This is a genomic window from Klebsiella sp. 1SOBk10mer (assembly GCF_046602535.1).
Taxonomy (GTDB): Bacteria; Pseudomonadota; Gammaproteobacteria; order Enterobacterales; family Enterobacteriaceae; genus Klebsiella; species Klebsiella quasipneumoniae.
Map to the genome: position 1 here is coordinate 349,022 of NZ_JBKIUP010000003.1, position 26,153 is coordinate 375,174.

General features: G+C 61.8%; 24 protein-coding genes. 9 read left to right on the top strand and 15 right to left on the bottom strand.

Annotation, left to right across the window (positions count from 1 at the left end; genetic code table 11):
• Nucleotides 1-36: 36 nt before the first annotated feature.
• The 3 genes from ACLH1I_RS11615 to ACLH1I_RS11625 all read right to left on the bottom strand — a co-directional run bounded on the left by ACLH1I_RS11615 (nucleotide 37) and on the right by ACLH1I_RS11625 (nucleotide 4,217).
• Nucleotides 37-1,089 (bottom strand): AbrB family transcriptional regulator, encoded by a 1,053-nt coding sequence (locus ACLH1I_RS11615; protein ID WP_048323924.1) that lies wholly within the window; start codon nucleotides 1,087-1,089, stop codon nucleotides 37-39.
• Between the two features lie 100 nt (nucleotides 1,090-1,189).
• Complete coding sequence (gene tyrR, locus ACLH1I_RS11620; protein WP_004203915.1) at nucleotides 1,190-2,731, bottom strand: transcriptional regulator TyrR; 1,542 nt, start codon at nucleotides 2,729-2,731, stop codon at nucleotides 1,190-1,192.
• A 172-nt stretch (nucleotides 2,732-2,903) separates the two neighbouring features.
• Nucleotides 2,904-4,217, bottom strand: coding sequence for a 6-phospho-beta-glucosidase (locus tag ACLH1I_RS11625; protein ID WP_017900788.1), 1,314 nt, complete (start codon nucleotides 4,215-4,217; stop codon nucleotides 2,904-2,906).
• Between the two features lie 143 nt (nucleotides 4,218-4,360).
• Here ACLH1I_RS11625 and ACLH1I_RS11630 point away from each other — a divergent pair, with 143 nt between their 5' ends.
• Entirely contained in the window at nucleotides 4,361-5,230 is an 870-nt protein-coding gene (locus ACLH1I_RS11630; RefSeq protein WP_223171674.1) for a LysR substrate-binding domain-containing protein, read from the top strand.
• 99 nt (nucleotides 5,231-5,329) lie between these two features.
• On the opposite strand, the gene ACLH1I_RS11635 is transcribed toward ACLH1I_RS11630, so the two are convergent.
• The 6 genes from ACLH1I_RS11635 to pspA form a co-directional block, all read right to left on the bottom strand.
• A complete protein-coding gene (locus ACLH1I_RS11635) occupies nucleotides 5,330-6,391 on the bottom strand; it encodes a YcjF family protein (RefSeq protein ID WP_017900790.1) in 1,062 nt (353 codons plus the stop codon).
• The gene (locus tag ACLH1I_RS11640) at nucleotides 6,388-7,785 is read right to left on the bottom strand and encodes a YcjX family protein (RefSeq protein WP_048323921.1); all 1,398 of its coding nucleotides are present in this window, start codon (nucleotides 7,783-7,785) and stop codon (nucleotides 6,388-6,390) included. The genes ACLH1I_RS11635 and ACLH1I_RS11640 overlap by 4 nt, the downstream gene beginning before the upstream one ends.
• Nucleotides 7,786-7,887: 102 nt before the next feature.
• Nucleotides 7,888-8,106 (bottom strand): phage shock protein PspD, encoded by a 219-nt coding sequence (gene pspD, locus ACLH1I_RS11645; protein WP_002901915.1) that lies wholly within the window; start codon nucleotides 8,104-8,106, stop codon nucleotides 7,888-7,890.
• A gap of 28 nt (nucleotides 8,107-8,134) precedes the next feature.
• On the bottom strand, nucleotides 8,135-8,494 hold the full coding sequence (gene pspC, locus ACLH1I_RS11650; protein ID WP_004203911.1) for an envelope stress response membrane protein PspC: 360 nt from the start codon (nucleotides 8,492-8,494) through the stop codon (nucleotides 8,135-8,137).
• Entirely contained in the window at nucleotides 8,494-8,718 is a 225-nt protein-coding gene (gene pspB, locus ACLH1I_RS11655) for an envelope stress response membrane protein PspB (protein ID WP_002901911.1), read from the bottom strand. The genes pspC and pspB overlap by 1 nt, the downstream gene beginning before the upstream one ends.
• Before the next feature lie 55 nt (nucleotides 8,719-8,773).
• Complete coding sequence (gene pspA / locus ACLH1I_RS11660) at nucleotides 8,774-9,442, bottom strand: phage shock protein PspA (RefSeq protein WP_004203910.1); 669 nt, start codon at nucleotides 9,440-9,442, stop codon at nucleotides 8,774-8,776.
• Nucleotides 9,443-9,594: 152 nt separating this feature from the next.
• Here pspA and pspF point away from each other — a divergent pair, with 152 nt between their 5' ends.
• A complete protein-coding gene (gene pspF / locus ACLH1I_RS11665; RefSeq protein ID WP_074404056.1) occupies nucleotides 9,595-10,584 on the top strand; it encodes a phage shock protein operon transcriptional activator in 990 nt (329 codons plus the stop codon).
• Here pspF and ACLH1I_RS11670 read toward each other — a convergent pair.
• Nucleotides 10,575-11,966, bottom strand: a complete 1,392-nt coding sequence (locus tag ACLH1I_RS11670) for an MFS transporter (protein ID WP_064177923.1) — start codon at nucleotides 11,964-11,966, stop codon at nucleotides 10,575-10,577. The two genes, pspF and ACLH1I_RS11670, sit on opposite strands and share 10 nt — an antisense overlap.
• 25 nt (nucleotides 11,967-11,991) lie before the next feature.
• Nucleotides 11,992-13,161, bottom strand: coding sequence for a M20 aminoacylase family protein (locus tag ACLH1I_RS11675; protein ID WP_064794785.1), 1,170 nt, complete (start codon nucleotides 13,159-13,161; stop codon nucleotides 11,992-11,994).
• A 171-nt stretch (nucleotides 13,162-13,332) separates the two neighbouring features.
• On the opposite strand from ACLH1I_RS11675, the gene ACLH1I_RS11680 reads away from it, so the two are divergent.
• Nucleotides 13,333-15,654 carry a helix-turn-helix domain-containing protein gene (locus tag ACLH1I_RS11680; protein WP_032455884.1) on the top strand — a complete coding sequence of 774 codons (2,322 nt, stop codon included), beginning with the start codon at nucleotides 13,333-13,335 and terminating at the stop codon, nucleotides 15,652-15,654.
• Here the strand turns inward: ACLH1I_RS11680 and ACLH1I_RS11685 are convergent.
• Nucleotides 15,621-16,463 carry a helix-turn-helix transcriptional regulator gene (locus tag ACLH1I_RS11685; RefSeq protein WP_064187333.1) on the bottom strand — a complete coding sequence of 281 codons (843 nt, stop codon included), beginning with the start codon at nucleotides 16,461-16,463 and terminating at the stop codon, nucleotides 15,621-15,623. The genes ACLH1I_RS11680 and ACLH1I_RS11685 overlap by 34 nt on opposite strands.
• Before the next feature lie 107 nt (nucleotides 16,464-16,570).
• Here ACLH1I_RS11685 and ACLH1I_RS11690 point away from each other — a divergent pair, with 107 nt between their 5' ends.
• The 6 genes from ACLH1I_RS11690 to sapF all read left to right on the top strand — a co-directional run bounded on the left by ACLH1I_RS11690 (nucleotide 16,571) and on the right by sapF (nucleotide 23,099).
• Nucleotides 16,571-17,479, top strand: coding sequence for an SDR family oxidoreductase (locus ACLH1I_RS11690; protein WP_074404055.1), 909 nt, complete (start codon nucleotides 16,571-16,573; stop codon nucleotides 17,477-17,479).
• 334 nt (nucleotides 17,480-17,813) lie between these two features.
• Nucleotides 17,814-19,457 carry an ABC transporter substrate-binding protein SapA gene (gene sapA, locus ACLH1I_RS11695; RefSeq protein WP_032455881.1) on the top strand — a complete coding sequence of 548 codons (1,644 nt, stop codon included), beginning with the start codon at nucleotides 17,814-17,816 and terminating at the stop codon, nucleotides 19,455-19,457.
• Nucleotides 19,454-20,419: a putrescine export ABC transporter permease SapB gene (sapB, locus tag ACLH1I_RS11700; protein WP_017900865.1), complete on the top strand. Its 966-nt coding sequence runs from the start codon at nucleotides 19,454-19,456 to the stop codon at nucleotides 20,417-20,419. The genes sapA and sapB overlap by 4 nt, the downstream gene beginning before the upstream one ends.
• Complete coding sequence (gene sapC, locus ACLH1I_RS11705; protein WP_004151901.1) at nucleotides 20,406-21,296, top strand: putrescine export ABC transporter permease SapC; 891 nt, start codon at nucleotides 20,406-20,408, stop codon at nucleotides 21,294-21,296. The genes sapB and sapC overlap by 14 nt, the downstream gene beginning before the upstream one ends.
• The gene (sapD, locus tag ACLH1I_RS11710; protein WP_004203899.1) at nucleotides 21,296-22,288 is read left to right on the top strand and encodes a putrescine export ABC transporter ATP-binding protein SapD; all 993 of its coding nucleotides are present in this window, start codon (nucleotides 21,296-21,298) and stop codon (nucleotides 22,286-22,288) included. Before sapC ends, sapD begins: the two co-directional genes overlap by 1 nt.
• Nucleotide 22,289: 1 nt before the next feature.
• Complete coding sequence (gene sapF / locus ACLH1I_RS11715) at nucleotides 22,290-23,099, top strand: putrescine export ABC transporter ATP-binding protein SapF (RefSeq protein WP_004203898.1); 810 nt, start codon at nucleotides 22,290-22,292, stop codon at nucleotides 23,097-23,099.
• Nucleotides 23,100-23,128: 29 nt separating this feature from the next.
• Here sapF and hutH read toward each other — a convergent pair whose 3' ends face one another.
• Genes hutH through ACLH1I_RS11730 form a run of 3 tightly spaced genes read right to left on the bottom strand, consistent with a single transcriptional unit; the run spans nucleotide 23,129 to nucleotide 26,152 of the window.
• On the bottom strand, nucleotides 23,129-24,628 hold the full coding sequence (gene hutH / locus ACLH1I_RS11720) for a histidine ammonia-lyase (protein WP_023318042.1): 1,500 nt from the start codon (nucleotides 24,626-24,628) through the stop codon (nucleotides 23,129-23,131).
• On the bottom strand, nucleotides 24,625-25,419 hold the full coding sequence (locus tag ACLH1I_RS11725; RefSeq protein WP_017900863.1) for an ABC transporter ATP-binding protein: 795 nt from the start codon (nucleotides 25,417-25,419) through the stop codon (nucleotides 24,625-24,627). Before ACLH1I_RS11725 ends, hutH begins: the two co-directional genes overlap by 4 nt.
• A gap of 1 nt (nucleotide 25,420) precedes the next feature.
• On the bottom strand, nucleotides 25,421-26,152 hold the full coding sequence (locus ACLH1I_RS11730) for an ABC transporter permease (protein ID WP_004203893.1): 732 nt from the start codon (nucleotides 26,150-26,152) through the stop codon (nucleotides 25,421-25,423).
• Nucleotide 26,153 lies beyond the last annotated feature (1 nt).

Below are 26,153 nucleotides of genomic sequence, written 5' to 3' on the forward strand. Positions count from 1 at the left end.
ATCCGCTTTGCTCAGCCCCCGCTCTGCGGGGGCTTTTTATTGCCGCGGCGCATAGCGGGAAATCGTCCGCGCCATCGCCGGACCGGTCAGCAAAATGGTAAACAGCCGCAGCGTCTGCAGCGCCATGATGAACGACATATCCGCCCGGGTACCAGCGGCGATAATCGCCACGGTGTCCAGCCCGCCGGGGCTGGTGGCCAGATAGGCGGTCATAAAGTCCATCGGCAAAATATGAGTCAGGGCAAGGGCCATCAGGGCGCACATCAGGATCAGCCCGAGGATGGAGGCGATAATCTGCGGCAGCGTCTTCAGAGCCAGTAGAAAAACCGCTTTGTTAAACTGCAGGCCCACCGTCCAGCCCAGCACCGCGTAGGCCATCGCCAGCAACCACTCCGGCAGCTCCAGCATCACCCAGCCGCCGCCCTGGACCAGCGCGCCGAACAGCATCGGCAGCAGCATGGCTCCGGAAGGGATACGCAGCCGGACGCCCAGCCAACAGGCCGCCGCCGTCAGCAACAGCGTGATAGGAAAATTGAGGGTCAACGGCGCAAACCAGACGATGGCCTGGCTCATTGCCTGCGCCTCGCTGCCCAGGGCATAGCGCACCACCAGCGCCGCCGCGCCGACGACAAACAGCACCCGTAGATACTGCATCAGCGCCACCAGCCGCACATCTGCCCCGTACTCCTGGGCCATCACTACCATTGCCGACGCCCCGCCGGGAGAGCTTCCCCAGGCGCCGGTGGCGCCCGGCAGCGCGCTATAGCGAACCAACAGCCAGCCGGTGAGGCCGCTGATCGCCAGGGTGGTCAACAGGATCGCCAGCACCAGCGCCCAGTTAGCGAACAGTACGCCAAAAACAGAGGGATTAATCGCCCTGGCGATCATGCAGCCAACAATGGCCTGCGCCGCCAGATAACAGGGGCGAGGGATGCTCAGCTTCACCCCGCGCAGGCTCAAAATGAGACCGGCGATCAGCGGCCCCAGCAGCAGCGCTGCCGGCAAATGAAGGCGTAACAGCAGCGAGGAAAAGAGAACGGAGAGCAGCAGCAATATCAGCCACTGCCCGATCGCGCGACGCGACGCCAAGATGCACCACCCCGGAAAAAGAATTAAAAAACCAGTATATACAGGTTTGGCCCGCTTTGCAGGCCGAATGCCGGCGACATAGGTCGCCGGCCTGGCGGGATTATTCGTCGCCCTTTTTCTGACTCAGGCCATATTCACGCAGCTTATTAGCGATGGCGGTATGCGACACCCCCAGCCGCTTCGCCAGCTTACGGGTGCTGGGGTAGCTGCGATAGAGCTGGGTTAGCACCGAGCGCTCAAAACGGCGGGTAATGTCGTCCAGCGACCCTTCCATGGCCTCCTCGCCCACCGGCAGCGAGGCGACGTCGTGGTCCGGCAGCAGAATGTCCTGCGGACGCAGTTCGAATCCTTCCAGCTGGGTTAGCGCACGATAGACAGCATTCTTCAGCTGACGAACGTTGCCGGGCCAGCTGTATCGGGTAAGCACCGTACTCAGGTCGGCGGAGAGCTTCGGCCGCGGGATCCCCTGCTCATCAGCAAAGCGGGCAACAAACAGCTCCGTCAGCGGCATAATGTCCTGCGGGCAGTCGCGCAGCGGCGGCAGATACAGGGTCAGGACGTTGAGGCGATAGTAGAGATCTTCGCGGAACAGCCCTTTCTGCACCAGCTCGACCAGGTTTTTCTGCGTCGCGCAGATCACCCGCACATCGACGTGTACTTCATGATCCTCGCCGACGCGGCGGAAGGTGCCGTCGTTGAGAAAGCGCAGCAGCTTGGTCTGCATTCGCGGCGACATCTCGCCAATTTCATCCAGCAACACCGAACCGCCGTTGGCCTGCTCGAAGAAGCCTTTTTTGCCCTGCAGGGCGTCGCCGAACAGTTCGCTCTCGACCGCGTCCTCGGGAATGGAGCCACAGTTAAGCGCCAGGTAGGGTTTGCCCGCCCGCGGGCTGGCCAGATGGCAGGCATGCGCCAGCAGATCTTTGCCGGTGCCCGTATCGCCGACAATCAACAGCGGCGCGCTGAGCATCGCCAGCTTGCGCGCTTGCTCCACCACGTGGCGCATTTTCGGCCCCACCGCGAGGATCTGACTGAAGGCGCTGGTGTCCTGGCTGGTCATGGTCTGCAGCTGCCGTCCCATGCGCACGGTTGAGCGCAGCATCGCCACGGCGCCGGTCAGCACTCGCTCGTTATGCTCCCCTTCCAGATAGACCGGGGTCACTTCCAGCAGGTAATTCTGCCCGTTCACCACCACATGCTCCGCATGCGTCTCCTGCGGGCTACTTTCCAGCCAGCGCTGGACGTTGAAATCGGCGATCAGCTGGGCCACCGGATGGTTGCGCAACTTCGCCTGGCTTTGGCCAAACAGCAGGCAGCTGGCGGGGTTGGCCAGTTCGACCCTGCCTTTGGTATCCAGCGACAGCACCGGCTCCGGCATCGCCACCAGCAGCGCGCTGAGCGCAAGATGTTCACGCTCAGATGGCATCCACGGCACGGTGCGCACGTCTGTCACGCCGGCGATACGGCGGATCTCCGCCATCAGGCTGCTGAAGGTGGCGAACTCCAGTTCGGCAAAATTGAGGTAGATACGGCCAATAGGGTCAATATCGATACCACGCAGATCAATGCCGCGCAGCACCAGCAAATCGAGCAATTCACGAGTCAGACCGAGGCGGTCTTCACAAAAGACTTCAAGACGCATGGGAGTGTTCACCCTAAAAGTGCCAATGACCGGAGAATAATAGGCCAGGAATGGACTTTCGGGAAGCTAACTGTCAACAATTATTGACAGCATGGCGGAAAAATGGGCGTTGCGCCGTAAAGTCAGGCGGTCAGTGGTCAATTAACCGGCCATCCGGCCGGTTAATTGGGGGTTAAGCATGGAAGGCAGGCAGCCACTGGCGGTTATGGGCGATCACGTCATCCAACGCTTGTTCGAGCTTCTCGCCGCTGACAATCAGCGGATTCAGCACCAGCGCGCGCCACGCCGTATGGCGGTTGCCGGTGATGGCGGCCTCGATGGTCAGCTGTTCGAAAGATTTCATCAGCTGCAGCAAACGCAGGGTATCGTCAGGGAACGGCGCCACGTTGAGGGGCAGCGGACCGGAAGCGGTGATCAGCGAGCTGACCTCCACCGCACAGTCATCCGGCAGGCCATTGATGGCGCCGTTGTTGCGCGTGTTGACGTGCATGATAATGCGCTTGTCGTTGTAGATGGCATTCATCAGCTCGCAGGCCGCCTCGGAATAGTACTGACCGCCACGGCCCTCCAGCGCCTTCGGTTTAACCGCGAGGTGCGGGTCGCTGTACTGTTCAAACAAGGTTTTTTCCAGTTGCTTAACCACTTCGCCACGGGTCCCTTCGCCGCCCGCCTCCGCCAGCTCCTGACGCAGCAGATCGTCCTTCATGTAGTAATAACGCAGATAGGCGCAGGGGATCATGCCTAAGCCCTGCAGGAGATGCGACGGCCAACGGAACGGCGGAATGTTGCGCGGCACCAGCGGATCCCGACCGGCATTGATCTCGGCGATGACCTCCGGCAGCCACTCTTTTCCTTTGTGCAGGATCTGGCGCACGAAGATAAAGTGGTTCAGGCCGGCGACCTGCATCACTACCTCCTTTTCGTCAGCGCATTGCAGCAGGGTGGTCACCCCTTTTTGCATAATCACCGGCACATTACACAGGCCGACGGCTTTGATGCGACTGTGGCGCAGGATCGCTTCGGTCACCATCCCCGACGGGTTGGTAAAGTTCAGCAGCCAGGCGTCAGGGCAGAGTCGTTCCATATCGGCAGCAATCGCCAGGGCGATGGGAATGGTACGGCAGGCATTGGCGAAGCCCCCAAGGCCGTTGGTCTCCTGGCCGATCAGGCCATACTTGAGGGAAATACGTTCATCGCTGATGCGGGCGTCAAGGCAGCCGGCGCGAAACTGCGAGCAGACGAAATCGGCATCGCGCAGGGCGCTTTCCCGATCCAGGGTAGCCACCACCTCGATGGTCAGCCCGGCTTTGGCGATCATTCGCCGCGCCAGTCCGGCGATGATCTCGACTTTCTCTCTGCCCTCTTCAATGTCCACCAACCATAGCGAAGCGACCGGCATCTCGTGATAGCGGTTAAGCAAACCTTCAATCAGTTCCGGGGTGTAGCTGGAGCCGCCGCCAATCACCACAATTTTGAGTCCTGACATGGTATACCTCGGTTTAGTTACGATATAACTATTTAAAACCGGCCAAACTGGCGTAACAAACGAATTAAATCGGCCTATGCAAGAAGCAAATTAATGCATAAGGGAGACAACCTGTGCTTGAACAACAAAGCATCCTTGCGCTGCTGCAGACCTTTGAGGTGACCGCCCGCCATTTGAGTTTTACCCTCGCCGCGCATGAAATGAACCTGACCCAGGGGGCGGTCAGCCATCGGATCCGCAAGCTGGAGATGCATATCGGATTTCGCCTGTTTATTCGCATGACGCGTAAACTGGCGCTGACGGAGGAAGGCAAACGCCTGCTGACGACGTTGAGCCATTCGCTGCGGGCGATTAACGATGAAATTGAGGATATTCGCGAACAGGATCTGCGCGGCACGCTGCATATTGGTATTGCGCCGACCCTGGCCCATCTTTGGCTGATGCCGCGTCTGCCCCGCTTCCAGGCCCAGTGGCCGGGACTAAATCTACAGTTTCGCGTCCGCGCCGGGGTGATGGATTTTAACGAGGAGCGGGTGGATCTGGCAATTTACTACGGCGCCACGCGCTACCCCGATCTTTATCAACAGCGGCTGATGGCGGAAAGTTTGCTCCCGGTCTGCTCCCCGCGTTATCGCCAGCAGTATCGTCCGCTGAGCGGCGGCGACCCGGCGGCGCTCGTCTGGATCCATGCGTGCGAATCCACCGACGTACAGGATCAATTTGCGGAATGGCGCCTGTGGTGCCAGCACAGCGGACAGGCGTTACCTTTTGACGGCCGGTATTACGCGGTGAATAACCACTCGCTGGCCATCGAGATGGCGCTCAATGGACTCGGCGTGGTGATGGGGCGTAAAACGCTGATCCAGCCGCTGCTCGACGCCGGCAGGCTGGTGGCTTTGTCTGAAAATGAAGCGCCCTCGCCCTTTGGCTATGATCTGATTTGTCCGCAGGAGAACCGCTCGCGCCCGCGCTTTCGCGCCTTCAGCGAGTGGCTGGCGGCGGAATGCGTATGACCGGACATTGCCCGCGGCGCGGCAGGTGCGCAAGCCTGGACTCGACCTCGCAGGCCGGGCAAGGCGAAGCCGCCGCCCGGCAATGTCTCTGAGCGGAGGTTACTTCTCCGGACTGGTTTTGCTTTTCTGCAGGGTTTCTTTCAGCTGGCCAATCAGCTCACGACGAAAATCGCCGAGCCGCGGTTTATCATCGGCGAGCCACGGCAGCGGGCGGCACAGCTCCATTGCCTTGATCCCGAGGCGGGCGGTGAGCAGGCCGGCGCCGATGCCCTGCGCGGCGCGCGCCGACAACCGGGCCGCCAGATCCTGCGACATCCAGTCCATGCCCACCTCACGCACCAGTTCGCTGGCGCCGGCGAAAGCGATATTCAGCAGCACCAGGCGAAACAGGCGCAGGCGGCTGTAATACCCGAGCTCAATGCCGTACAGGGTGGCAATCCGGTTGATCAACCGCAGATTGCGCCAGGCGATAAACGCCATATCCACCAGCGCCAGCGGGCTGACGGCGATCATCAGCGTCGACTCCGCCGCCGAACGGCTGATTTCCCGCCGCGCCTGAGCATCAAGCACCGGCTGCACCAGTTGGGCATAGAGGCTGACCACTTCCCGGTCGCTTTGCGTTTCGTGGATGGCGGCATACCAGCGCTGCAGCGCCGGATGCGACTGATCCAGCCCGGCCTGCTGCGCCAGCTTCTCACAAAAGGCTTTCCCTTTACCGACCGCGTGACTGTGCAGCATATCGCGGGCTTCATCGCGTTCGTGGGCGCGCTGGCGCAGTCGCCACAGGCGGCGCCACTCGGTGGCCACCGATCCGACGCCGGCGCCGACGATCAGCGCCCCGGCGACGCAGCCGCCCAGCGCAATCCAGTCCTGGGTCTGCCAGGCGTTGGCGGTCCACTGCACCCCTTGCGCCACGACGCTGACGCCGAAGATCGCCAGGCCAGCGCTGACCATCCGCCGCCACAGACTGCGTTTCGGCCGCAGCACTGACTCCACCACCGCCTCTGCCGCCCCCTCTTCCTCTTCGCCGGTCACCAGACGCGCCGGCGCGAAGTTATCGGCTTCCAGTCGGTCGAAGGCGCGAGCGCTTTTCAGCGGCGGCGTTTTTTCCGCCTGCAGCGGGCCATCAAAATCAATCCGCGGTTTTAACGGTTCGCTCATCGCAGTTTATCTCCAATCAAAAATTCCAGCGCCGCGTCGAGGCGAATGTGCGGCAAGGGCCGATCGACATCCATGACCTGCGGACGAAAGTTTTCAAACTGAAAGCCCTGCTGCTGCCAGAAGGCCTGGCCCGGCAGGCGCGCCGGCACCTCGCCGGGATAGATGGTCAACGGCTGGCCGTCGCTCAGCCGATTGCCGCGCAGGGCGGGAATTTTCTCGCCGTTCAGCTCAATCAGCCCGCTCTGGGTCGCCTGAATGGACGCCAGCCCCAGGCAATCCATACTGATCCCCTCGAAGGCGGCATTCTGCCATGCATCCTGGATCAACTGCTGCAGGAGCGACACCATATTGCTGTGCTGATCCACCGTGACGTGGTCGGCTTTGGTGGCGGCGAACAGCAGCTTGTCGATGACCGGCGAAAACAGCCGGCGAAATAAGGTGCGCTGCCCGTAATGGAAACTTTGCATCAGCTGGGTCAGCGCCAGGCGCATATCGTTAAACGCCTGCGGCCCGCTGTTGAGCGGCTGCAGGCAGTCCACCAGCACAATCTGCCGGTCGAAGCGCAGGAAGTGCTCTTTGTAGAACCCCTTCACTACCTTTTCGCAGTAGTACTTATAGCGTTCGCGCAGCATGCCGGCGTTGCTGTGTTTATCAGCTTGCGCCAGCTTGGCTTCGCCGACGGCGTCGACGTCTGGCCATGGGAAGAACTGTAGCGCCGGCGCGCCGGCCATTTCGCCGGGCAGGACAAAGCGCCCGGGCTGGATAAAGTGCAACCCTTCACGCTTACAGGCGTGCAGATAGTCCGTCCAGGCGGCGGCGATGTAGGCCAGACGGGCCTCGTCGGCAGGAGCCAGCGGATCCAGCCCGGCGCAGAGCTGCCGCCAGCGGGCCGACCACTCTGCACGCTGTCCCTGCAGGAGTCCGGTCATCTGCCGCGACCAGCTCAGATAATCCTGCGCCAGCATCGGTAAATCGAGCAGCCACTCCCCCGGATAGTCGACAATCTCCAGATACAGCGTGGAGGTGTCTTTAAAGTGGCGCAGCAGGGAGTCATTGGAACGGTAGCGCAGCGCGAGACGGATCTCGCTCACGCCGCGCGTCGGGGTTGGCCACATGGGCGGCTGGCCGTACAGCTGGGCCAGCCCTTCATCGTAGGTGAATCGCGGAATGCCGAAGTCCCGCTGCGGCACGCGCTTGACCCCAAGCAGTCGCTCTTCGCGCGCGGCGCTCAGCAGCGGCAGGCGGGCGCCGGTGTGAATATTTAGCAGTTGGTTGACCAGCGCGGTGATAAACGCCGTTTTGCCGCTGCGGCTCAGGCCGGTCACCGCCAGGCGTAAATGCCGGTCAACCCCGCGGTTGACCAGCGCATTCAATTCAGTTTTCAGTCGCTTCATCGCCAGTCCGTTATGCCCTGAAGGTGTGTCTCGTCATCATAAGCTATCCGCCGGGAATAAGCAGGACAACGTTAATCCTTTTGCGCCTTCCCCACGGCGGCGTTATTTCATCCCGCGCGTGACGCGGTTGGCCAGCCGGCTGAGCAGCGGCTCCAGCGCCACCGCCAGCAGCATTTTCAGCGGCCGCCGCGCGACCGATTTGACCGCCCAGCCGGCAACGCCCGCCGGGCCATAACGCAGCGCGGTCAGCAGCGCCAGCTTACCGACGATTTTCAGACCGGGCTTCACCTGCTGCCCGGCGCGTTGCCATTTGCTATTCATGCGTTGCCTCACTCGTTAACAACAGGGTTTACAGCTGACGAAAGCGGCTGCGCAGCGTGAAGGTGTCGGAGGTGACGTACCGTTCCATCTCACGCAGACGCTGTTCGCCGGAGGCCAGTTCGGCATCCACGGCGGCCAACAGATCGCCATTGCTCGGCGCTTTATGGCCGTACAGCTCACTGTCCGGCATCGGGTCCAGGGCGAAGGTCAGAATGATGTAGGCCACCAGGACGAAGAAAAAGAGGCCAAAAATCATCGCCAGCACGGTAATCAGGCGCACCAGCTTCACCGGGACGTCAAGATGCTGAGCAATGCCCGCGCAGACGCCCTTGACCATCCCGCGCTGCGGAATACGCCACAGTTTTTTATTCAGATCCAGTCCAGCCATTATTTGTCTCTCCAGTTCGGATGTTCGGCATCCAGGATCGCTTCCAGCGCCTGAATGCGCTCGCGCATCCGCTTCGCGTCATCGGTCAACTGCAGCAGCCGTTGCTGCTCATTTTGCGTCAGACTGCCGTTGGCGCCGCGATTGTTGTAGTGCAGCCATAGCCAGACCGGCAGAACAAACAGCACAAACAGCGTCAGCGGAATGGCGAGAAAAAGCATGCTCATGTGTACTCCTTACAGGGGGTGAGCCGCGGCGCAACGCCGCGCCGCGCAATCGTACTTACTGGTTGGACTGATTCATTTTGGCTTTCAACGCCGCCAGCTGCTCGCTGATTTCATCGTCCGCTTTCAGTTCGGCAAACTGCTGATCCAGCGTCTGCTGCTTGCCAAAGCGGTGGCTCTCCGCTTCCGCTTCCATCTGATCGATGCGACGCTCAAAGGATTCAAAGCGCGCCATCGCCTCATCCAGTTTACCGCTGTCCAGCTGGCGACGCACATCGCGCGACGAACTCGCCGCCTGATGACGCAGCGCCAGCGCCTGCTGACGAGCGCGGGTTTCGCTGAGTTTGTTCTCCAGCTCGCCAATCTCTTTCTTCATCCGCGCCAGCGTTTCATCCACCAGCTGCACTTCGTGGTCCAACTGAGCAATAAGGTCGGTCAGCTTCTGTTTTTCGATCAGCGCCGCCCGGGCCAGATCCTCTTTCTCTTTGCGCAGGGCCAGCTCGGCCTTTTCCTGCCATTCCGCCTGCTGGGCGACCGCCTGCTCAATACGACGGGTCAGCTGTTTCTTTTCGGCCAGCGCGCGGGCCGACGTGGAACGTACCTCAACCAGCGTGTCTTCCATCTCCTGGATCATCAGACGCACCAGCTTTTGCGGGTCCTCAGCTTTCTCCAGCAGGGAGTTGATGTTGGCGTTCACGATGTCGGCAAAACGAGAAAAAATACCCATAATTTCAGTCCTCATAGTTCTGGTTGCAGGCATTCACCTGTGGGTTAGCTAATACAAATGGCGTGCCAACTTTTTATCTTATTGATTTTAAACAGAGTGGTTGCGAATTGCGCAGGGCATTGCTACATTCACCTGGTTAATCCCACTATTTAATGGCGAAATTCATCATGGCGCAGTACAAGGATAATCTGCTGGGCGAGGCCAACAGCTTTCTCGAGGTGCTGGAACAGGTTTCCCGACTGGCTCCGCTGGATAAGCCGGTGCTGGTCATCGGCGAGCGCGGTACCGGGAAAGAGCTTATCGCCAACCGTCTGCACTACCTCTCCTCCCGCTGGCAGGGGCCGTTTATCTCGCTGAACTGCGCGGCGCTGAACGACAATCTGCTCGATTCGGAACTGTTCGGCCACGAAGCCGGGGCCTTCACCGGCGCCAGCAAGCGCCATCCCGGGCGCTTCGAGCGCGCCGATGGCGGGACGCTGTTTCTCGATGAGCTGGCGACGGCCCCGATGCTGGTGCAGGAGAAGCTGTTGAGAGTGATTGAATATGGCGAGCTGGAGCGCGTGGGCGGCAGCCAGCCGCTGCAGGTCAACGTCCGGTTGGTGTGCGCCACCAACGCTGACCTGCCGCGCATGGTGGAGGAAGGCCACTTTCGCGCCGACCTGCTCGACCGTCTGGCATTCGACGTGGTGCAGCTCCCGCCGCTGCGCGAACGGCAGAGCGATATCATGCTGCTCGCCAACCAGTTTGCCATTCAGATGTGCCGCGAGCTCGGTCTGCCGCTGTTTCCCGGCTTCAGCGAACGTGCCACCACAACGCTGCTCGGCTACCACTGGCCGGGGAATATTCGTGAACTGAAGAACGTCGTCGAGCGCTCGGTCTATCGCCATGGCGACAGCGAGCACGAGCTGGACGCCATTATCCTCAACCCTTTCCGTCAGACCGCCGCCTCCGTGCCGGAGGCCGCGTCCGGGGACGAACTGCCCGCCCTGCCGCTGGATCTACGCGATTTTCAGCTACAGCAGGAAAAACGCCTGCTGCAGCGGAGTCTGCAGCAGGCGAAGTATCATCAGAAGCAGGCGGCGGAGCTGCTGGGGTTAACCTATCACCAGCTCCGCGCGCTGCTGAAAAAGCATCAGCTGTGAGAGGTACGCGGCAGCAGCAGCGCGCTAACCGCCATCGCCCCCAGGCATAAGGCGGCGTTGAACCACAGGGCATACTGGGCGGCATGGGCCATGCCCAGCGGCAAAAACAGCGCGAAAAGTGACGCTGTCACGGCAATGCCCATCGCCCCGCCCAGCGAGCTGCCCATCTTGTAGATCCCCGAGGCGACGCCAATTTTGTTCTCCGGCGCGTTGGCCACCGCCGTATCCGTTGACGGCGTGGCGTAGCAGCCCAGGCCGAGGCCGAACAGCACGTTGCTGGCGAATACCACGCCGATATACAGCGCCTTATCGAGGAAGGTGCAGGATATCAGGCCGATGGCGATGGCGGTCAGCACCGGGCCGGCCATCATCGGCAGCCGGGCGCCATAGCGCTGCAGCAGCTTCTCGCCGACCCGGATCATCGCCAGGACGGTGACCAGATAGCCGAGGGTCATCATTCCGCTCTCCAGCGGCGTCAGGTGGTGCCCTTGCTGTAGCCAGATGCTGGCGATCATCATGGTGCCAATCGCCCCGTTGAGCAGAAAGTTCGACAGCACCGCCGCACCGTAGGCCCGGTTGCGAAACAGCGCAAAATCGATCAGCGCCGCCTCGCCTTTGCGCAGCCCGCTGCGAATAAACACCGCGCCAGCGATCAGCGCCCCCGCCAGCATGCTCAACGACAGCGGACTGGCCCAACCCCAGCCGTGGCCTTTGCTGATAAACAGGTTCACCAGCACCAACCCGACGATCAGGCTCAGCAGGCCGCCAACGTCCAGCTTATGCTGGCTGGCGCTGGCGCTGCGGCTCTCCGGCGTGCCGCGCAGCAAAAACAGCGCCAGCAGAGCGACGGCAATGGAGAAGACGAAGATCCAGCGCCAGCCCAGGCCGGTGGCGATAGCTCCGCCAACGAAAGAGCACAGGCCGCTGCCGCCCCACGAGCCGATGACCCAGAAGCTGACCGCCCGCTGACGCGCGCGTCCCTGGTACCAGGTCTTAATCAGCGCCAGCGTCGCCGGCATAATGCACGCCGCCGACAGTCCCTGCAGCACCCGGCCGGCGAGGAACAGCCCCGGCCCCTGGGCCAGTACCAGCATGGCGCTGCCGATGATGCTCAGCCCCAGTCCGAGGGTGGTCATCCGCATGCGGCCAAACTTGTCCGCCAGACCGCCGCTGGCCACCACGAAACAGCCGCTGAACAGCGCGCTGAGGCTGACGGCCAGGGTTAGGGTCTCAAGGGAAATATCAAGACTGCTTTTCATCGCCGGCACGACGTTAATCACCGACTGGGCAAACAGCCAGAAGGTTAAAACGCTCAGCACAATCCCTACCAGCAGACGATCGCTGCCGACAAAGGGGGTGTCGCTTACGGTGACAGTGCTCATTGCATGGCCCTCCCGTTTCCGGTGATTAACGCAGATAGTGTTCCGTCAGGCCGCACCACAGCGCCGCGCCGGTCAGCAACAGCGCGTCGTTGAAGTCATAGCCCGGGTTATGCACCATGCAGCGATCCGGCTCGTCGCCAGCGCCGATAGTGAAATAACTGCCGTGGGGGTGCTGCTCCAGCATGAAAGCGAAATCTTCACTGCCCATAAACGGCTTCACCTCGCCCACCTGCTCTGCGCCAAACAGCACTGTCGCCACCTCCCGCACCATAGCGTTTGCCGCCGGATCGTTACGCAATACCGGGCTGCCGTTGACGTGGGTCAGCGTGGCCGTGGCGTTGAAGCTCTCCGCCTGGGCCACGGCAATGTCATGGATCCGCTGCAGCACGGTTTCACGTACCTGCTCATTGAGGGTGCGCACCGTGAGCTTCATCAGCACGTGATCGTTAATGATATTGGGCGCATGTCCGGCCTGGATGCTGCCGACGGTCACCACCGCCGGCTCAAACGGGGTGATATTGCGCGAGACGATGGACTGCAGCGCGAGGGTAATATGGCAGGCCACCAGCGTGGCATCCACCGTATGCTCCGGCACCGCGCCGTGGCCGCCAACGCCCTTCACTTCAATATGCAGCGTATCGGAGGAGGCCATCATCGCCCCGTCGCGCAGGCCGATTTTACCCAGCGGCTGACCCGGCATATTGTGCAGGCCGAAGATGGCGTCGCAGGGAAACTGGTCAAACAGACCGTCCTCGACCATTACCCGCCCACCGTACAGTAACTCTTCCGCAGGCTGGAAAATCAGCTGCAGCGTCCCGTTAAACTGGCGTGTGCGCGCCAGATATTCAGCCGCGTAGAGCAGCGTAGTGGTGTGCCCGTCATGGCCGCAGCCGTGAAAGCGCCCTTCGACCTGGCTTGCCCACGGCTTCCCGCTCCGCTCCTGCATCGGCAGCGCATCCATATCGGCCCGCAGGCCGAGGCGTTTTTTTCCGTGGCCGACGCGCAGCGTGCCCACCACTCCGGTGCCCGCCAGGCCGCGGTGAACCTCGTATCCCCACTCGCCAAGCAGTCGGGCGACCTCGCTGCTGGTCTGATGCTCTTCAAAGCCGATCTCCGGCTGCTGGTGGAACCGGCGACGTAAGGCAATAAATTGCGCCTCGTTGACCTGCAAGGCTTCAAGCAACGGATGTGTCATTTTTTTTATTCCTGTGTTGTGTTTGCACGACACTTTCGAGTTTATGCGGGTGAAACAGCTTTCAGGCGCGGTTTTTTGTTTTATATTGACGAGAAATCAATGAGTGTTTTTCATACATATCGGTTATGACAAAAAACAACCGGTTGCTTTTTGTCGACAGAGGAGAGCCATGTGGAGCAGCATTCAGGCGACTTTAGCGTCACCGTGCGCGATGTGCGTCAGCTGAGCCAGCCGGAAAGCGATTTGCTGACGCTGCTGTGGGTGCTGGAAGGGAGCGTAAATCTAACGGAGGCGGAAGGTGCACCGCAGCAGCTTGCCGTCGACGAGCTGGCGATCGTTAACCGCAACCGTCGCTGGAGCCTGCGCAGCGCCGGGGGCAACGCGGTGATGATCCTGACCCTCGCCGCCAGCTGGCTGGCCCGCCTCGACACCACTTTTTTTGCCGTCGACTACCAGATATCGCCGCGCACCCGGGATGCCGATGACGGCCTGCGCCGCCTGATGCGCCAGCTGCTGGTGAGCGGCCTGGTCAATCATCCCGGCCATTACCGGCTGGAGGCCAACCGCTGGTTGAGCGAGATAGCGCTGCTGCTGGCCACGCGCTTCAGCCAGCCCATCGTCTCCACGCCGCGGCGCGATTCAGAAAAATGGAGCCGGAGGATAGCCAGCGTGGTGGCGCGGATCGACGCCAACTATCAGCGCCGTCTCTCTTTACAGGAGGTGGCGGCCGCAGAGTTTGTCTCCGAGGCCTGGCTGTCACGCCTGTTTCACAAGGAGGTTGGGGTCAGTTTTGTTCAGTACCTCACCGCGCTGCGCCTGCGCCACGCCGCCGACCAGCTGTTAACCACCCGCAAACCCGTTCAGCAAATTGCCCGCGAACAGGGGTTCGCCAGCACGCGAATGATGAGCGATCTGTTTAAGCGCCACCATGGCGTGACGCCGCGCCAGTATCGCGAGCAGTCCCCCCGGGAGCCTGGCCGACCGCGCCCGCCGCAGGGAGATCGCTGGCAGCCGGTGGCCGTGGACCGGCTCTACGCCCGCCTTAATGAGCCGGAACCACCCGACAGGGAGAGCCAGCCGCTGCTGATCAATCCGCCGCAAACCCGGGAGATCAACCTGCACCAGCGACCGGCGCGCGCCGCAGTGCTGCGCCATACCCGGATGGTGGTGACCGTGCGCGAGCTGGACGATCTGCTGCGGGAGGACGTGCGCCGCGAGCTGGAGCAGTTGCACCGCGTCCTGCCTGTGTATGCCATCGATATCAACGACGCCTTTCTCAGCAGCCGCCTGTTCGGCACCGGCTGGGACGATCCGCAGATGGCTGGCTACGCCTGCTGGTACAACCTGCAGCAGATCTTCAGCTGGCTGGCGGTGATGGGCTGGCAGGTGATCCTGCATACCGGGGTCACCACTCGCAGCGACCTGCTGCAGCGCTTCCTGCAACTCGCTGCCAACCATTTTCCGCCGGCGACGCTCAGCAGTTGGCGCTTTGTCTGGCACTGGTCGCCGCAGGCGAGCGAAGCGGCTCGCCAGGCCGCCTGGCGGCAGCAGCGCGAGGTTCTTCACCGTCTTCTGCCCCAGCCGCAGCTGGGGATCTGGCACCGCTTTGCCGCCAGCGCACCCGGGGACGATCCCCTGTTCCACTCGCCGCTGCTGGCGGAAGCCGATTTTCTCGCCTGCCAGGCGGATGCCAACGAACAGCTCGATCTGGCCCAGGCGGACAGCAGCAGTCTGGCCTCCAGCGAGCACTATCCGGCGCATAAGCTGCGGCAGATCCACAGCGCCCTGCGTCAACGGCAGCTCAACCTGCCGCTATGGCTGCTCTCGTGGAATACGCTGACCGGCGATACGCGGGACACTAACGGGCGCTTTTTTCGCGGCGCGCTGTTGATGGATAATCTGCTGGGGGTCGCTGACCAGGTCTGGCTGGCGGGCTTCTGGTTAAATTCCGGCCTTCAGGGCGAAGCCCGCGCCAACGGCAAGCTGGATACCTCAAGCCTGGCGCTGCACTATCTGCACGGGCTGCCGCGCCCGGTTTACTGGGTGCTGTGGCTCTGGCGACGGCTGCGCGGCGAGATCCTGTTCCACGACAAAAACCTGCTGCTGCTCCATCATCAGGGGCACTACCAGCTACTGCTGCGCAATACGGTGGTCTACAACCCCTGGCTCTCCAGCGAAGCGGCTTTTATTCAACGCTTCAGCCAGCCGTACAGTGTGCGGCTGCAGGGGCTCAAGGGCCGCTGGCGCGTCAAACAGCACCTGTTCGATCAGCACCACGGCGCGCTGTTCCCGCTGGTGGACGCCTTTCGCAGCCGCAGCGGCCCCGACGCCGAAGATTATCAATGGCTGATGCATCAGGCTCGTCCGGCGCTCAGCGTGGAGGAGGCCCGGCTCGATGGCCACTGGCTGCGGGTCGACTCGCTGGAGAGCAACGCACTGGCGCTGTACGAATTTACCCCTCAGCTCTCCCCCGGCGAGGATCCTGACGCCTGAAGCAAACCGTGAATTTTGCGCTGGCTCTCCGTCGTCGCCGGGTTGAAAACCAGCAGCGACAGATCGGGGCGGCCTTCCACGGCAAAAGAGGTGAACTCCAGATCGAGCGGGCCCATCTGCGGGTGGTTAATGCGCTTATAGCCTTCGCCGTGGCCGGCGACGTCATGGCTTTGCCAGAAACGGGCGAACTCGACGCTTTGCTGGCTGAGCTCCGCGATCAACTGGTCAGTTTCTTTCGTGGCGCCCATTCGCGTGACGTCGGCGCGAAAGGCGTTAACGATAAGCTGCCCAACCGTCTGCCAGTCCTCCAGGGTGCAGCGGGCCTCAGGCCGGGTAAACAGGCGGCGCAGCACGTTGCGCTCCGCCAGCGGCAGCTGGCCGTAGTCGGTCAGCACCCTGGCCGCCGCCGTGTTCCAGGCGATCACGTCCCAGCTGGCGGTACGGATAATCGCCGGAATGGTGAAGGCGTCAAGCACCCGCTGCAGCCGCGGCGTCATATCATCCGTGACCGTCAAACGGGTCTGCGGCGGATGGCCGAAGGCGAGAATAAACAGATGTTCGCGCTCCGGGGTGGTCAGCCGCAGACCGCGGGCGATCCGCTCCAGCACCTCGCGGGAAGGCGCCCCGCCGCGGCCCTGTTCAAGCCAGGTATACCAGGTCGGGCTGATGCTGGCCAGCTGGGCGACCTCTTCACGACGCAGGCCCGGCGTGCGCCGGCGTCCCGCCGGGAAGCCAAACGTCGCCGGGTCGAGACGCTGACGCCTGGCGCGGAGAAAATCACCTAAAGCATGATTGTCAAAAGTGTTCATCATCTGCCTGTGAGTCTGCCTGTTAGAATTTATACCCCGATAATGTCTCTACTTTTATAGTATGACATCGTGGGTAGGATACGCCTGTAAACCCGTTCAGGAGGTTCATGATGCGTATATTTCTTACCGGCGCGAGCGGATTTATCGGCTCGCGTATTCTTCCGGCGCTGCAGGCGTCGGGTCATCAGGTTATCGGCCTCGCGCGCAGCGACGCTACGGCGCAGGCCCTGGAAGCGGCAGGCGTCGAGGTGCATCGCGGCACGCTGGATGCCCCCGATTCGCTGCTGGCGGGCGTCGAGCGCGCCGACGCGGTGATCCATACCGCTTTCGACCACGACTTCAGCCGCTTTGCCGCCAACTGCGAGAAAGACCGCCAGGCGATCCTGACCATGGGCCAGGCGCTGCGCGGCAGCGAGCGGCCGCTGGTCATCACCTCCGGCACGCTGATGGGCGACGACGGGAGCGGCGCCCCGGCCCGCGAGTCGTGCTTTAACGCAGCGCACCCCAGCCCGCGCACCGCTTCAGAGCTCGCCGGCCAGCAGCTGCTGGAGGCGGGAGTGGACGTCCGGGTGGTTCGCCTGCCGCAGGTGCATGACACCGTGCGCCAGGGGCTGCTGACCTGCTATATCGAGCGCGCGGTCGCCAGCGGCGCGGTGGCCTTGCGCGGCGAGGGGAACAACCGCTGGTCCGCCGCCCATGTCGATGACGTCGCGCGCCTGTACGTCAGCGCCCTGCTGCAGGGCGCTGCGGGCGAACGCTACCATGCGGTGGCTGAAGAGGGGATCGCGTTACGAGAGATCGCCGCAGTCATCGCCCGGGGTTTAAATCTGCCGCTGACCCAGTTGGATGAGACGCAGGCCGACGCCTGGTTCGGCTGGTTTGCCCCCTTTACCACCCTTGAGCTGCGCGCCAGCTCGGCATGGACCCGCGAGCGATTGCAGTGGCAGCCGGTCGGCCCCGGGCTGCTGGAGGACTTACGGAATATGGATTACCAAAAAGTGACGTTGTCACAATAAGCAAAGACGTTCCGCTCCTTTATTACACCCGACGGGTAGGGTTAGCCGCCCGTCGGACCATCTGCTTTCTCCCCGCTATACTGAATTTATCCTCGGCGTTAGCGTCGCTTCCACCGTCCGGTCAACCGCGGCCAAACAGAGCTGACTGGCGATATCGGCGATAAAAAGTTACCATGTTTCATTATACAGACTCGGTTCCGCGACTATTTTAATCAATTGACTGAATACTATACGCCCCCGGTAACCGCATTATCCCTCAGGCTTGTTGAAGGCGGTGGTGAATGTCTATGAATCTTAATAAGATAGAGTTCAACTCTATAATCAAACAGAAAATATGCGCCTGAAATTGTCATCTCTCCTGGCAGCGGTTTCCCTGCTGTGTGGGCAGGCTTTTGCCGCCCCTGCGCTCCCCGACCGCGCCGATATTCGCGACAGCGGTTTCGTCTATTGCGTCAGCGGCCAGGTGAATACCTTTAATCCGCAGAAAGTGAGCAGCGGACTGATCGTCGATACGCTGGCTGCGCAGATCTACGATCGCCTGCTTGACGTCGACCCTTATACCTATCGGCTGGTCCCCGAGCTGGCGGAGAGCTGGGAAGTCCTTGATAACGGCGCCACCTACCGTTTTCACCTGCGCCGCCACGTCCCGTTTCAACGCACGGCATGGTTCTCCCCGACGCGGGATTTCAACGCCGATGACGTGATCTTTACCTTTGGCCGCATCTTTAACCGCGATCACCCTTGGCACAACGTCAACGGCAGCAGCTTCCCCTACTTCGACAGCCTGCAGTTTGCCGACAGCGTGGAAAGCGTCCGCAAGCTCGATAATCAGACCGTGGAATTTCGCCTCAAGCGGCCGGATGCCTCATTCCTCTGGCATCTTGCCACCCACTATGCGTCGATTACCTCCGCCGAATATGCCGCCCGCTTAACGCAGGACGATCGTCAGGAACAGCTCGATCGCCAGCCGGTGGGCACCGGCCCGTTCCAGTTGTCCGAGTACCGCTCCGGACAGTATGTTCGCCTTCAGCGCCACCCCGGCTACTGGCGCGGCAAACCGTTGATGCCGCAGGTGGTGGTCGACCTCGGCTCCGGCGGTACCGGCCGCCTGTCAAAACTGCTGACCGGCGAATGCGACGTGCTGGCCTGGCCGGCCGCCAGCCAGTTGACGATCCTGCGTGACGACCCGCGCCTGCGCCTGACGCTGCGTCCGGGGATGAACATTGCCTGGCTGGCCTTCAACACCGCCAAGCCGCCGCTGGACAACCCGGAGGTACGCCACGCGCTGGCGCTGGCCATCAACAACCAGCGCCTGATGCAATCCATCTACTACGGCACCGCGGAGACGGCGGCGTCGATGCTGCCGCGCGCCTCCTGGGCCTACGATAACGACGCTAAGATTACCGAATATAATCCCCAGGAGGCTCGTGCTCGTCTGAAGGCGCTGGGGCTGGAAAATCTCACCCTCAAGCTGTGGGTTCCCACCAGCTCGCAGGCGTGGAACCCCAGCCCGTTGAAAACAGCCGAGCTGATCCAGGCAGATATGGCGCAGATTGGCGTCAAAGTAATCATCATGCCGGTGGAGGGGCGCTTCCAGGAGGCGCGGCTGATGGACATGAACCATGACCTGACGCTCTCCGGCTGGGCGACGGACAGTAACGATCCGGACAGTTTTTTCCGGCCGCTGCTGAGCTGCGCGGCGATCGCCTCGCAAACCAACTTTGCCCACTGGTGTAACCGGGAATTTGATGACGTGCTGCAAAAAGCGCTGCTCTCGCAACAGCTCTCCTCGCGGATGGACGCTTACAAAGAGGCCCAGCGCATCCTCGCCCGTGAACTGCCGGTCCTGCCGCTGGCCTCGTCGCTGCGGTTGCAGGCCTATCGCTATGATATGAAAGGTCTGGTGCTTAGCCCCTTCGGTAACGCTTCCTTCGCTGGCGTATCGCGGGAGAAAACCGAAGAGGTGAAAAAACCATGATTATTTTTACCCTGCGCCGTCTGCTGCTGCTGTTGGTCACCCTCTTTTTTCTGACCTTTGTCGGCTTCAGCCTGAGCTACTTCACCCCCCATGCCCCGCTGCAGGGCGCGACCCTGTGGAATGCGTGGCTGTTCTGGTTTGAAGGGGTACTACACTGGGATTTTGGCGTCTCCAGCATCAACGGCCAGCTGATTTCCGAGCAGTTGCGCGAGGTGTTCCCGGCGACCATGGAGCTGTGCATCCTCGCCTTCGGCTTTGCCCTGCTGATTGGCATTCCGGTGGGGATGATTGCCGGCGTGATGCGCAACAAATGGCCCGATACCCTGATCAGCGCCGTTGCGCTGGTCGGTTTTTCGATCCCGGTCTTCTGGCTCGCGCTGCTCCTGACCCTCTTCTTCTCCCTGACCCTCGGCTGGCTTCCGGTCTCCGGCCGCTTCGACCTGCTGTATGAGGTGAAAAACGTCACCGGTTTCGCGCTGATCGACGCCTGGCTTTCGGACTCACCGTGGCGCCATGAGATGATCGTCAGCGCCGCCCGGCATATGGTGCTGCCGGTGCTGACCCTGGCGGTAGCCCCTACTACCGAAGTGATCCGCCTGATGCGCATTAGCACCAGCGAGGTCTATGACACCAACTACGTCAAGGCGGCCGCCACCCGCGGCGTGTCGCGACGCAAAATTCTACTGCGCCACGTGCTGCACAACGCCCTGCCGCCGGTGATCCCGCGCCTCGGCCTGCAGTTTTCCACCATGCTCACCCTGGCGATGATCACCGAGATGGTGTTCAGCTGGCCCGGACTGGGCCGCTGGCTGATCAACGCCATTCGTCAGCAGGACTACGCGGCGATCTCCGCCGGAGTAATGGTGATTGGCGCGCTGGTGATTATTGTCAACGTGATTTCCGATATTCTCGGTGCCATGGCTAACCCACTGAAACATAAGGAATGGTATGCCCTACGATAGCGTTTATCTGGAAAAGCGTCCGCCCGGCGCGCTGCGCACCGTATGGCGTAAATTCTATGGCGACACCACGGCGATGATCGGCCTGTACGGCTGCGCGGGGCTGCTGCTGCTCTGCGTCTTCGGCGGCTGGTTCGCCCCCTACGGCATCGACCAGCAGTTCCTCGGCTACCAGCTGCTGCCGCCATCGTGGTCGCGCTATGGCGAAGTCTCTTTCTTCCTCGGGACCGATGACCTGGGGCGCGATGTGCTCAGCCGGCTGCTGAGCGGCGCGGCGCCGACCGTCGGCGGCGCTTTTGTCGTCACCCTCGGCGCCACGCTGTTTGGCCTGGTGCTGGGCGTCATTGCCGGGTCGACCCACGGCCTGCGCTCGGCGGTGATGAACCATATCCTCGATACCCTGCTCTCCATCCCCTCCCTGCTGCTGGCCATCATCGTCGTCGCCTTTGCCGGGCCGCACCTCAGCCATGCGATGTTTGCCGTCTGGCTGGCGCTGCTGCCGCGGATGGTGCGTTCCGTCTACAGCATGGTCCACGATGAGCTGGAGAAAGAGTACATCATCGCCGCCCGCCTCGACGGGGCGTCGACGCTGAATATTCTGTTGTTCGCCATTCTGCCCAATATCGCCTCCGGCCTGGTGACCGAGATCACCCGCGCCCTGTCGATGGCTATTCTGGATATCGCCGCGCTGGGCTTTCTTGACCTCGGCGCTCAGCTGCCTTCGCCGGAATGGGGGGCGATGCTGGGCGATGCGCTGGAGCTTATCTATGTTGCGCCGTGGACCGTGATGCTGCCCGGGGCCGCGATTATGCTCAGCGTACTGCTGGTCAACCTGCTGGGCGACGGTATTCGCCGGGCGATCATTGCCGGGGTAGAATAATGCCGTTACTCGATATTCGTCACTTAACCATCGAATTTAAAACCAACGAAGGCTGGGTGAAAGCCGTCGATCGCGTCAGCCTGACCCTGACCGAAGGCGAAATCCGTGGCCTGGTCGGGGAATCCGGCTCCGGGAAGAGCCTGATCGCCAAAGCTATCTGCGGCGTGACAAAGGACAACTGGCGGGTCACGGCCGACCGCATGCGCTTCGACGACATCGACCTGCTGCGGCTGTCGAACCGCGAGCGCCGAAAACTGATCGGCCACAACGTGTCGATGATATTCCAGGAGCCGCAGTCGTGCCTCGATCCCTCTGAGCGCATCGGCCAGCAGCTGATCCAGAGTATTCCCGGCTGGACTTACAAAGGGCGCTGGTGGCAGCGACTGGGCTGGCGCAAGCGGCGGGCCATCGAGCTGTTGCACCGCGTCGGGATTAAAGATCACAAAGACGCCATGCGCAGCTTCCCCTATCAGCTGACCGAAGGCGAGTGCCAGAAGGTGATGATTGCCATCGCCCTGGCCAACCAGCCGCGCCTGCTGATCGCCGATGAGCCGACCAACGCCATGGAGCCAACGACTCAGGCGCAGATTATCCGCCTGCTGACGCGGCTCAACCAGAACAACAACACCACCATTTTGCTGATCAGCCACGACCTGCAGATGCTCAGCAAATGGGCGGATAAAATCAACGTCATGTACTGCGGGCAGACGGTGGAGAGCGGGCCCAGCGAAGAGCTGATCACCCTGCCGCATCACCCCTACACCCAGGCGTTAATCCGCGCTATCCCGGATTTTGGCAGCGCCATGCCGCATAAAAGCCGCCTCAACACCCTGCCGGGGGCGATCCCGCTGCTGGAGCAGCTGCCCATCGGCTGCCGGCTGGGGCCCCGCTGCCCGTACGCCCAGCGCGAGTGTATTGAAACGCCGCGTCTTACCGGAGTGCGCAATCACCTGTACGCCTGTCATTTCCCGCTGAACATGGAGAAAGAGTGAAATGGTCGAAACATTGCTGGAAGTGCGCCAACTCAGTAAGACCTTTCGCTACCGCACCGGCTGGTTTCACCGCCAGACGGTGGAGGCGGTTAAGCCGCTGAGTTTTACCCTGCGCGAACGGCAGACGCTGGCGATTATCGGCGAGAATGGCTCCGGAAAATCCACCCTCGCGAAGATGCTGGCGGGTATGGTGGAGCCCACCAGCGGCGAGGTGCTGATCGACGACCATCCGTTGACCTTCGGAGATTACTCCTACCGCAGCCAGAAAATTCGCATGATCTTTCAGGATCCGTCGACGTCGCTAAACCCGCGCCAGCGCATCTCGCAGATCCTCGATTTTCCGCTGCGGCTGAATACCGATCTCGACGCCGAAGCGCGACAGAAGCAGATCATCGACACCCTGCGCATGGTCGGCCTGCTGCCGGACCACGTCAGCTACTATCCCCATATGCTGGCCCCGGGTCAGAAGCAGCGTCTTGGCCTCGCCCGGGCGCTGATCCTGCGCCCGAAGGTCATCGTCTGCGATGAGGCGCTGGCCTCGCTGGATATGTCGATGCGCTCCCAGCTCATCAACCTGATGCTGGAGCTGCAGGAGAAACAGGGCATCTCCTACATCTATGTCACCCAGCACCTGGGCATGATGAAGCACATCAGCGATCAGGTGCTGGTGATGCATAACGGGGAAGTGGTTGAGCGCGGCAGCACCGCCGATGTGCTGGCCTCACCGCTGCACGACCTGACCCGACGTCTGATTGCCGGCCATTTCGGTGAGGCTCTCACCGCCGACGCCTGGCGCAAAGACGGCAAATAGCGTCGTCTCATTCACCTCGCCCGCTGACCTCACGCCGGCGCGTGGCCAGCGGTTCGCTTAAGGATGGCCACCGCGCTGGCAATGTCCGGCGCCAGCCAACGATCGTCCTCCCAGCCAGGCACGCTTTCGCGCAGCAGGTCTCGCGCCCGGCGCGTGCCCGCGGCCAGCTTCTGCGGCTCGTGAAAATCGAGCCCCTGGGCGGCGAGTAAATATTCGATGCCGAGGATCTGATAGAGGTTGCCCAGCAGGCGCTGCAGTTTCAGCGCAGCGCTGGTGCCCAGACTTAAATGATCCTCCTGCAACGCCGAGGTAACAAAATTATCCAGCACCGCCGGCTGCGCCAGCTGCTTGTTTTCCGCGCACAACGACGCGGCGACGTACTGGGCAATCATCATCCCTGAATTCACGCCCGGTCGGGCGACCAGGAACGCCGGCAGCCCGCTCACCAGAGGATTCACCAGCCGGTCAAGGCGTCGTTCAGCGATAGCGCCCAGCTCTGCCATGGCAATGGCCAGCAAATCGCAGGCCATTGCCACTGATTCGCCGTGCGGATGCGCCTGGGAGACCACCCGCCACTGCTCAACGGTCCCCAGGATCAGCGGATTATCGGTACAGGCGTTGAGTTCGATATTTATCTGCGTCTGCGCGTGGCTAAACTGATCGCGGCAAGCGCCATGCACCTGAGGCATCGAGCGAAGGCTTAGCGCATCCTGGGTGCGAAGTCCTTGACTTTCGGCCAGCAGAGGGCTGTCCGCCAGCAGCTCACGCAGCCGCTGGCCGCTGGTCTGGATACCGGGGCTGGCTTTCAGCGCCAGGATCTCGGCATCGAATGCCACAAGCTGGCCGCGCAGCGCTTCAAAGCTCATCGCGCCGGTTACATCGGCCCAGTCCATTAAGCGCTCGGCGTCGTCTAACGCCAGACAGGCCAGACCGGTCATGCACGGCGTACCGTTGACCAGACTCAGCCCCTCTTTCGCTCCCGGCGCGATGGGCTGCAGATTCAGCTGCGACAGGACCTCTGCCGCAGGCCACGTTCGCCCCTGCCACAGCACATCGCCAACCCCCATCAGGGCCAGGCCAATATGCGCCATATGCGTTAAATAGCCAACTGACCCCTGGGAGGGCACCTGAGGGGTGACGCCATGCTGCAAAAACGCCAACAGCTGCTGCACTATCCCGGCGGAGATCCCGGATTTACCGTGGCTGAAATTGGCCACCGCGGCGCACATAATTGCCCGGGTTGGGGCGACCTCCAGCAACGGTCCCACCCCGCAGGCATGGCTGAGCAACGTATTGCGCGACAGCTGGTGCAGCTGCGCTTCCGGCAGCGTAATATTGCACAGCGCCCCCAGCCCGGTATTGATCCCATAGGCTACCTGGCCGGCTTTAACGATATGCTGGACGATCGCCCGTCCTTGCGCGATACGCGCCCAGGCGCTGTCGCTGAGGCTCAAGGTCGCCTCGCCCCGGGCGACGCAAGCCACCTCCTGCCAGCGTATCGGCGCATCGCCCCACTGGATCATTTTCATACGACCTGTCCTGGCTGTTGATGGCTGGAGATAAATTGCTTAAAGCGCGCGGATCCCTGGCTGCCAAACAGCGCCTCAGGCGCGCCGTCGCAGTCAATCGTCCCCTGGTGCATAAAGACCACCCGGTTGGAGACATGGCGGGCGAATCCCAGCTCGTGGGTGACCACCAGCATCGTCCGTCCCTCCTCCGCCAGGCTGCGCATCACCTTTAGCACCTCGCCGACCAGTTCAGGATCCAGCGCTGAGGTGGGTTCATCAAAGAGCATGACGTCCGGCTCCATCGCCAGCGCGCGGGCTATCGCCACGCGCTGCTGCTGGCCGCCGGAGAGCTGCGCCGGATAAAAATCCTTTCGGTTCAACATCCCCACCCGCTCCAGCAGCTGCTCGGCCTGTTCAATGCAGGTCCGTTTATCGCGTTTGAGCACATAATGCGGCCCCTCAATGACATTCTGCAGAACCGTCATATGCGACCACAGGTTAAAACTTTGGAAGACCATCCCCAGCCGCGAGCGCAGGCGTTCTATCTGCCGGGGATTCGCCGCCAGCCGATGCCCGCGAGCGTGGTGTTTCATTTCAATCGTCTCCCCGCCGACGCTGACCACTCCGGCATCGGGCGTTTCCAGCAGGTTAATGCAGCGCAGCAGCGTACTTTTACCGGAGCCGCTGGCGCCAAGGATCGAAATAACATCGCCCTGCTGCGCCTGGATGGTGATCCCCTTCAGAACATCCAGGGAGCCAAAGGACTTATGAATATCGCTGACCGATAAGGTCACCGGACGTGAATCGAGCATCTTACTCTCCTTTGGTTATCGGCTTGAGCGACACGGTCGCCGGATTTGGCCGGGTATGCGGGGTTAAACGCCGTTCAAGCAGGGCGTACAACTGCACAATGATGAAATTGAGCAGCAGGTAGATGGCCGCCGCGCAGAGAAATACCTCCATCGTCCGGTAGGTACGCTGAATAATCTGTTGGGCCACCCCCGTGACGTCCCAGACGGTCACCAGGCTTGCCAGCGCCGTCGACTTGACCAACAAAATGGCCTCCGTGGAGTAGGCTGGCAGCGCATAGCGCAGCATCACCGGGGCAATGATCCGCCGCAGCAGCAGCCAGCGCGACATACCGCAAGCCTGGCCGGCTTCAATCTGACCCGGCGGTATCGCCAGCAACCCGCCGCGCAGAATTTCCGCGGTATAGGCCGCCGTACAGAGCGCCAGCGCCAGCACGGCGCAGATGAAGGGTTCGCGCAGCAGCGGCCACAGGAAACTGTGGCGGATCACCCCAAACTGACCCAGCCCGTAATAAATGAGAAACAACTGGATCAGCAATGGCGAGCCGCGAAAGATCAGGATATAGCCTTTGGCGAAGCCGCTTGCCAGCGGCCAGCGGCTCATTCGCAGCGCCAGAACGCCAAGGGCCAGCACGCCGCCAAGCATAAAAGAGCAGATAAAGAGCCCCAGCGTCACCGGCAGCGCCGCGCCGAGTTTCAACAACGTCTCACCGAGGAAGGCAAAATCGATAATCATA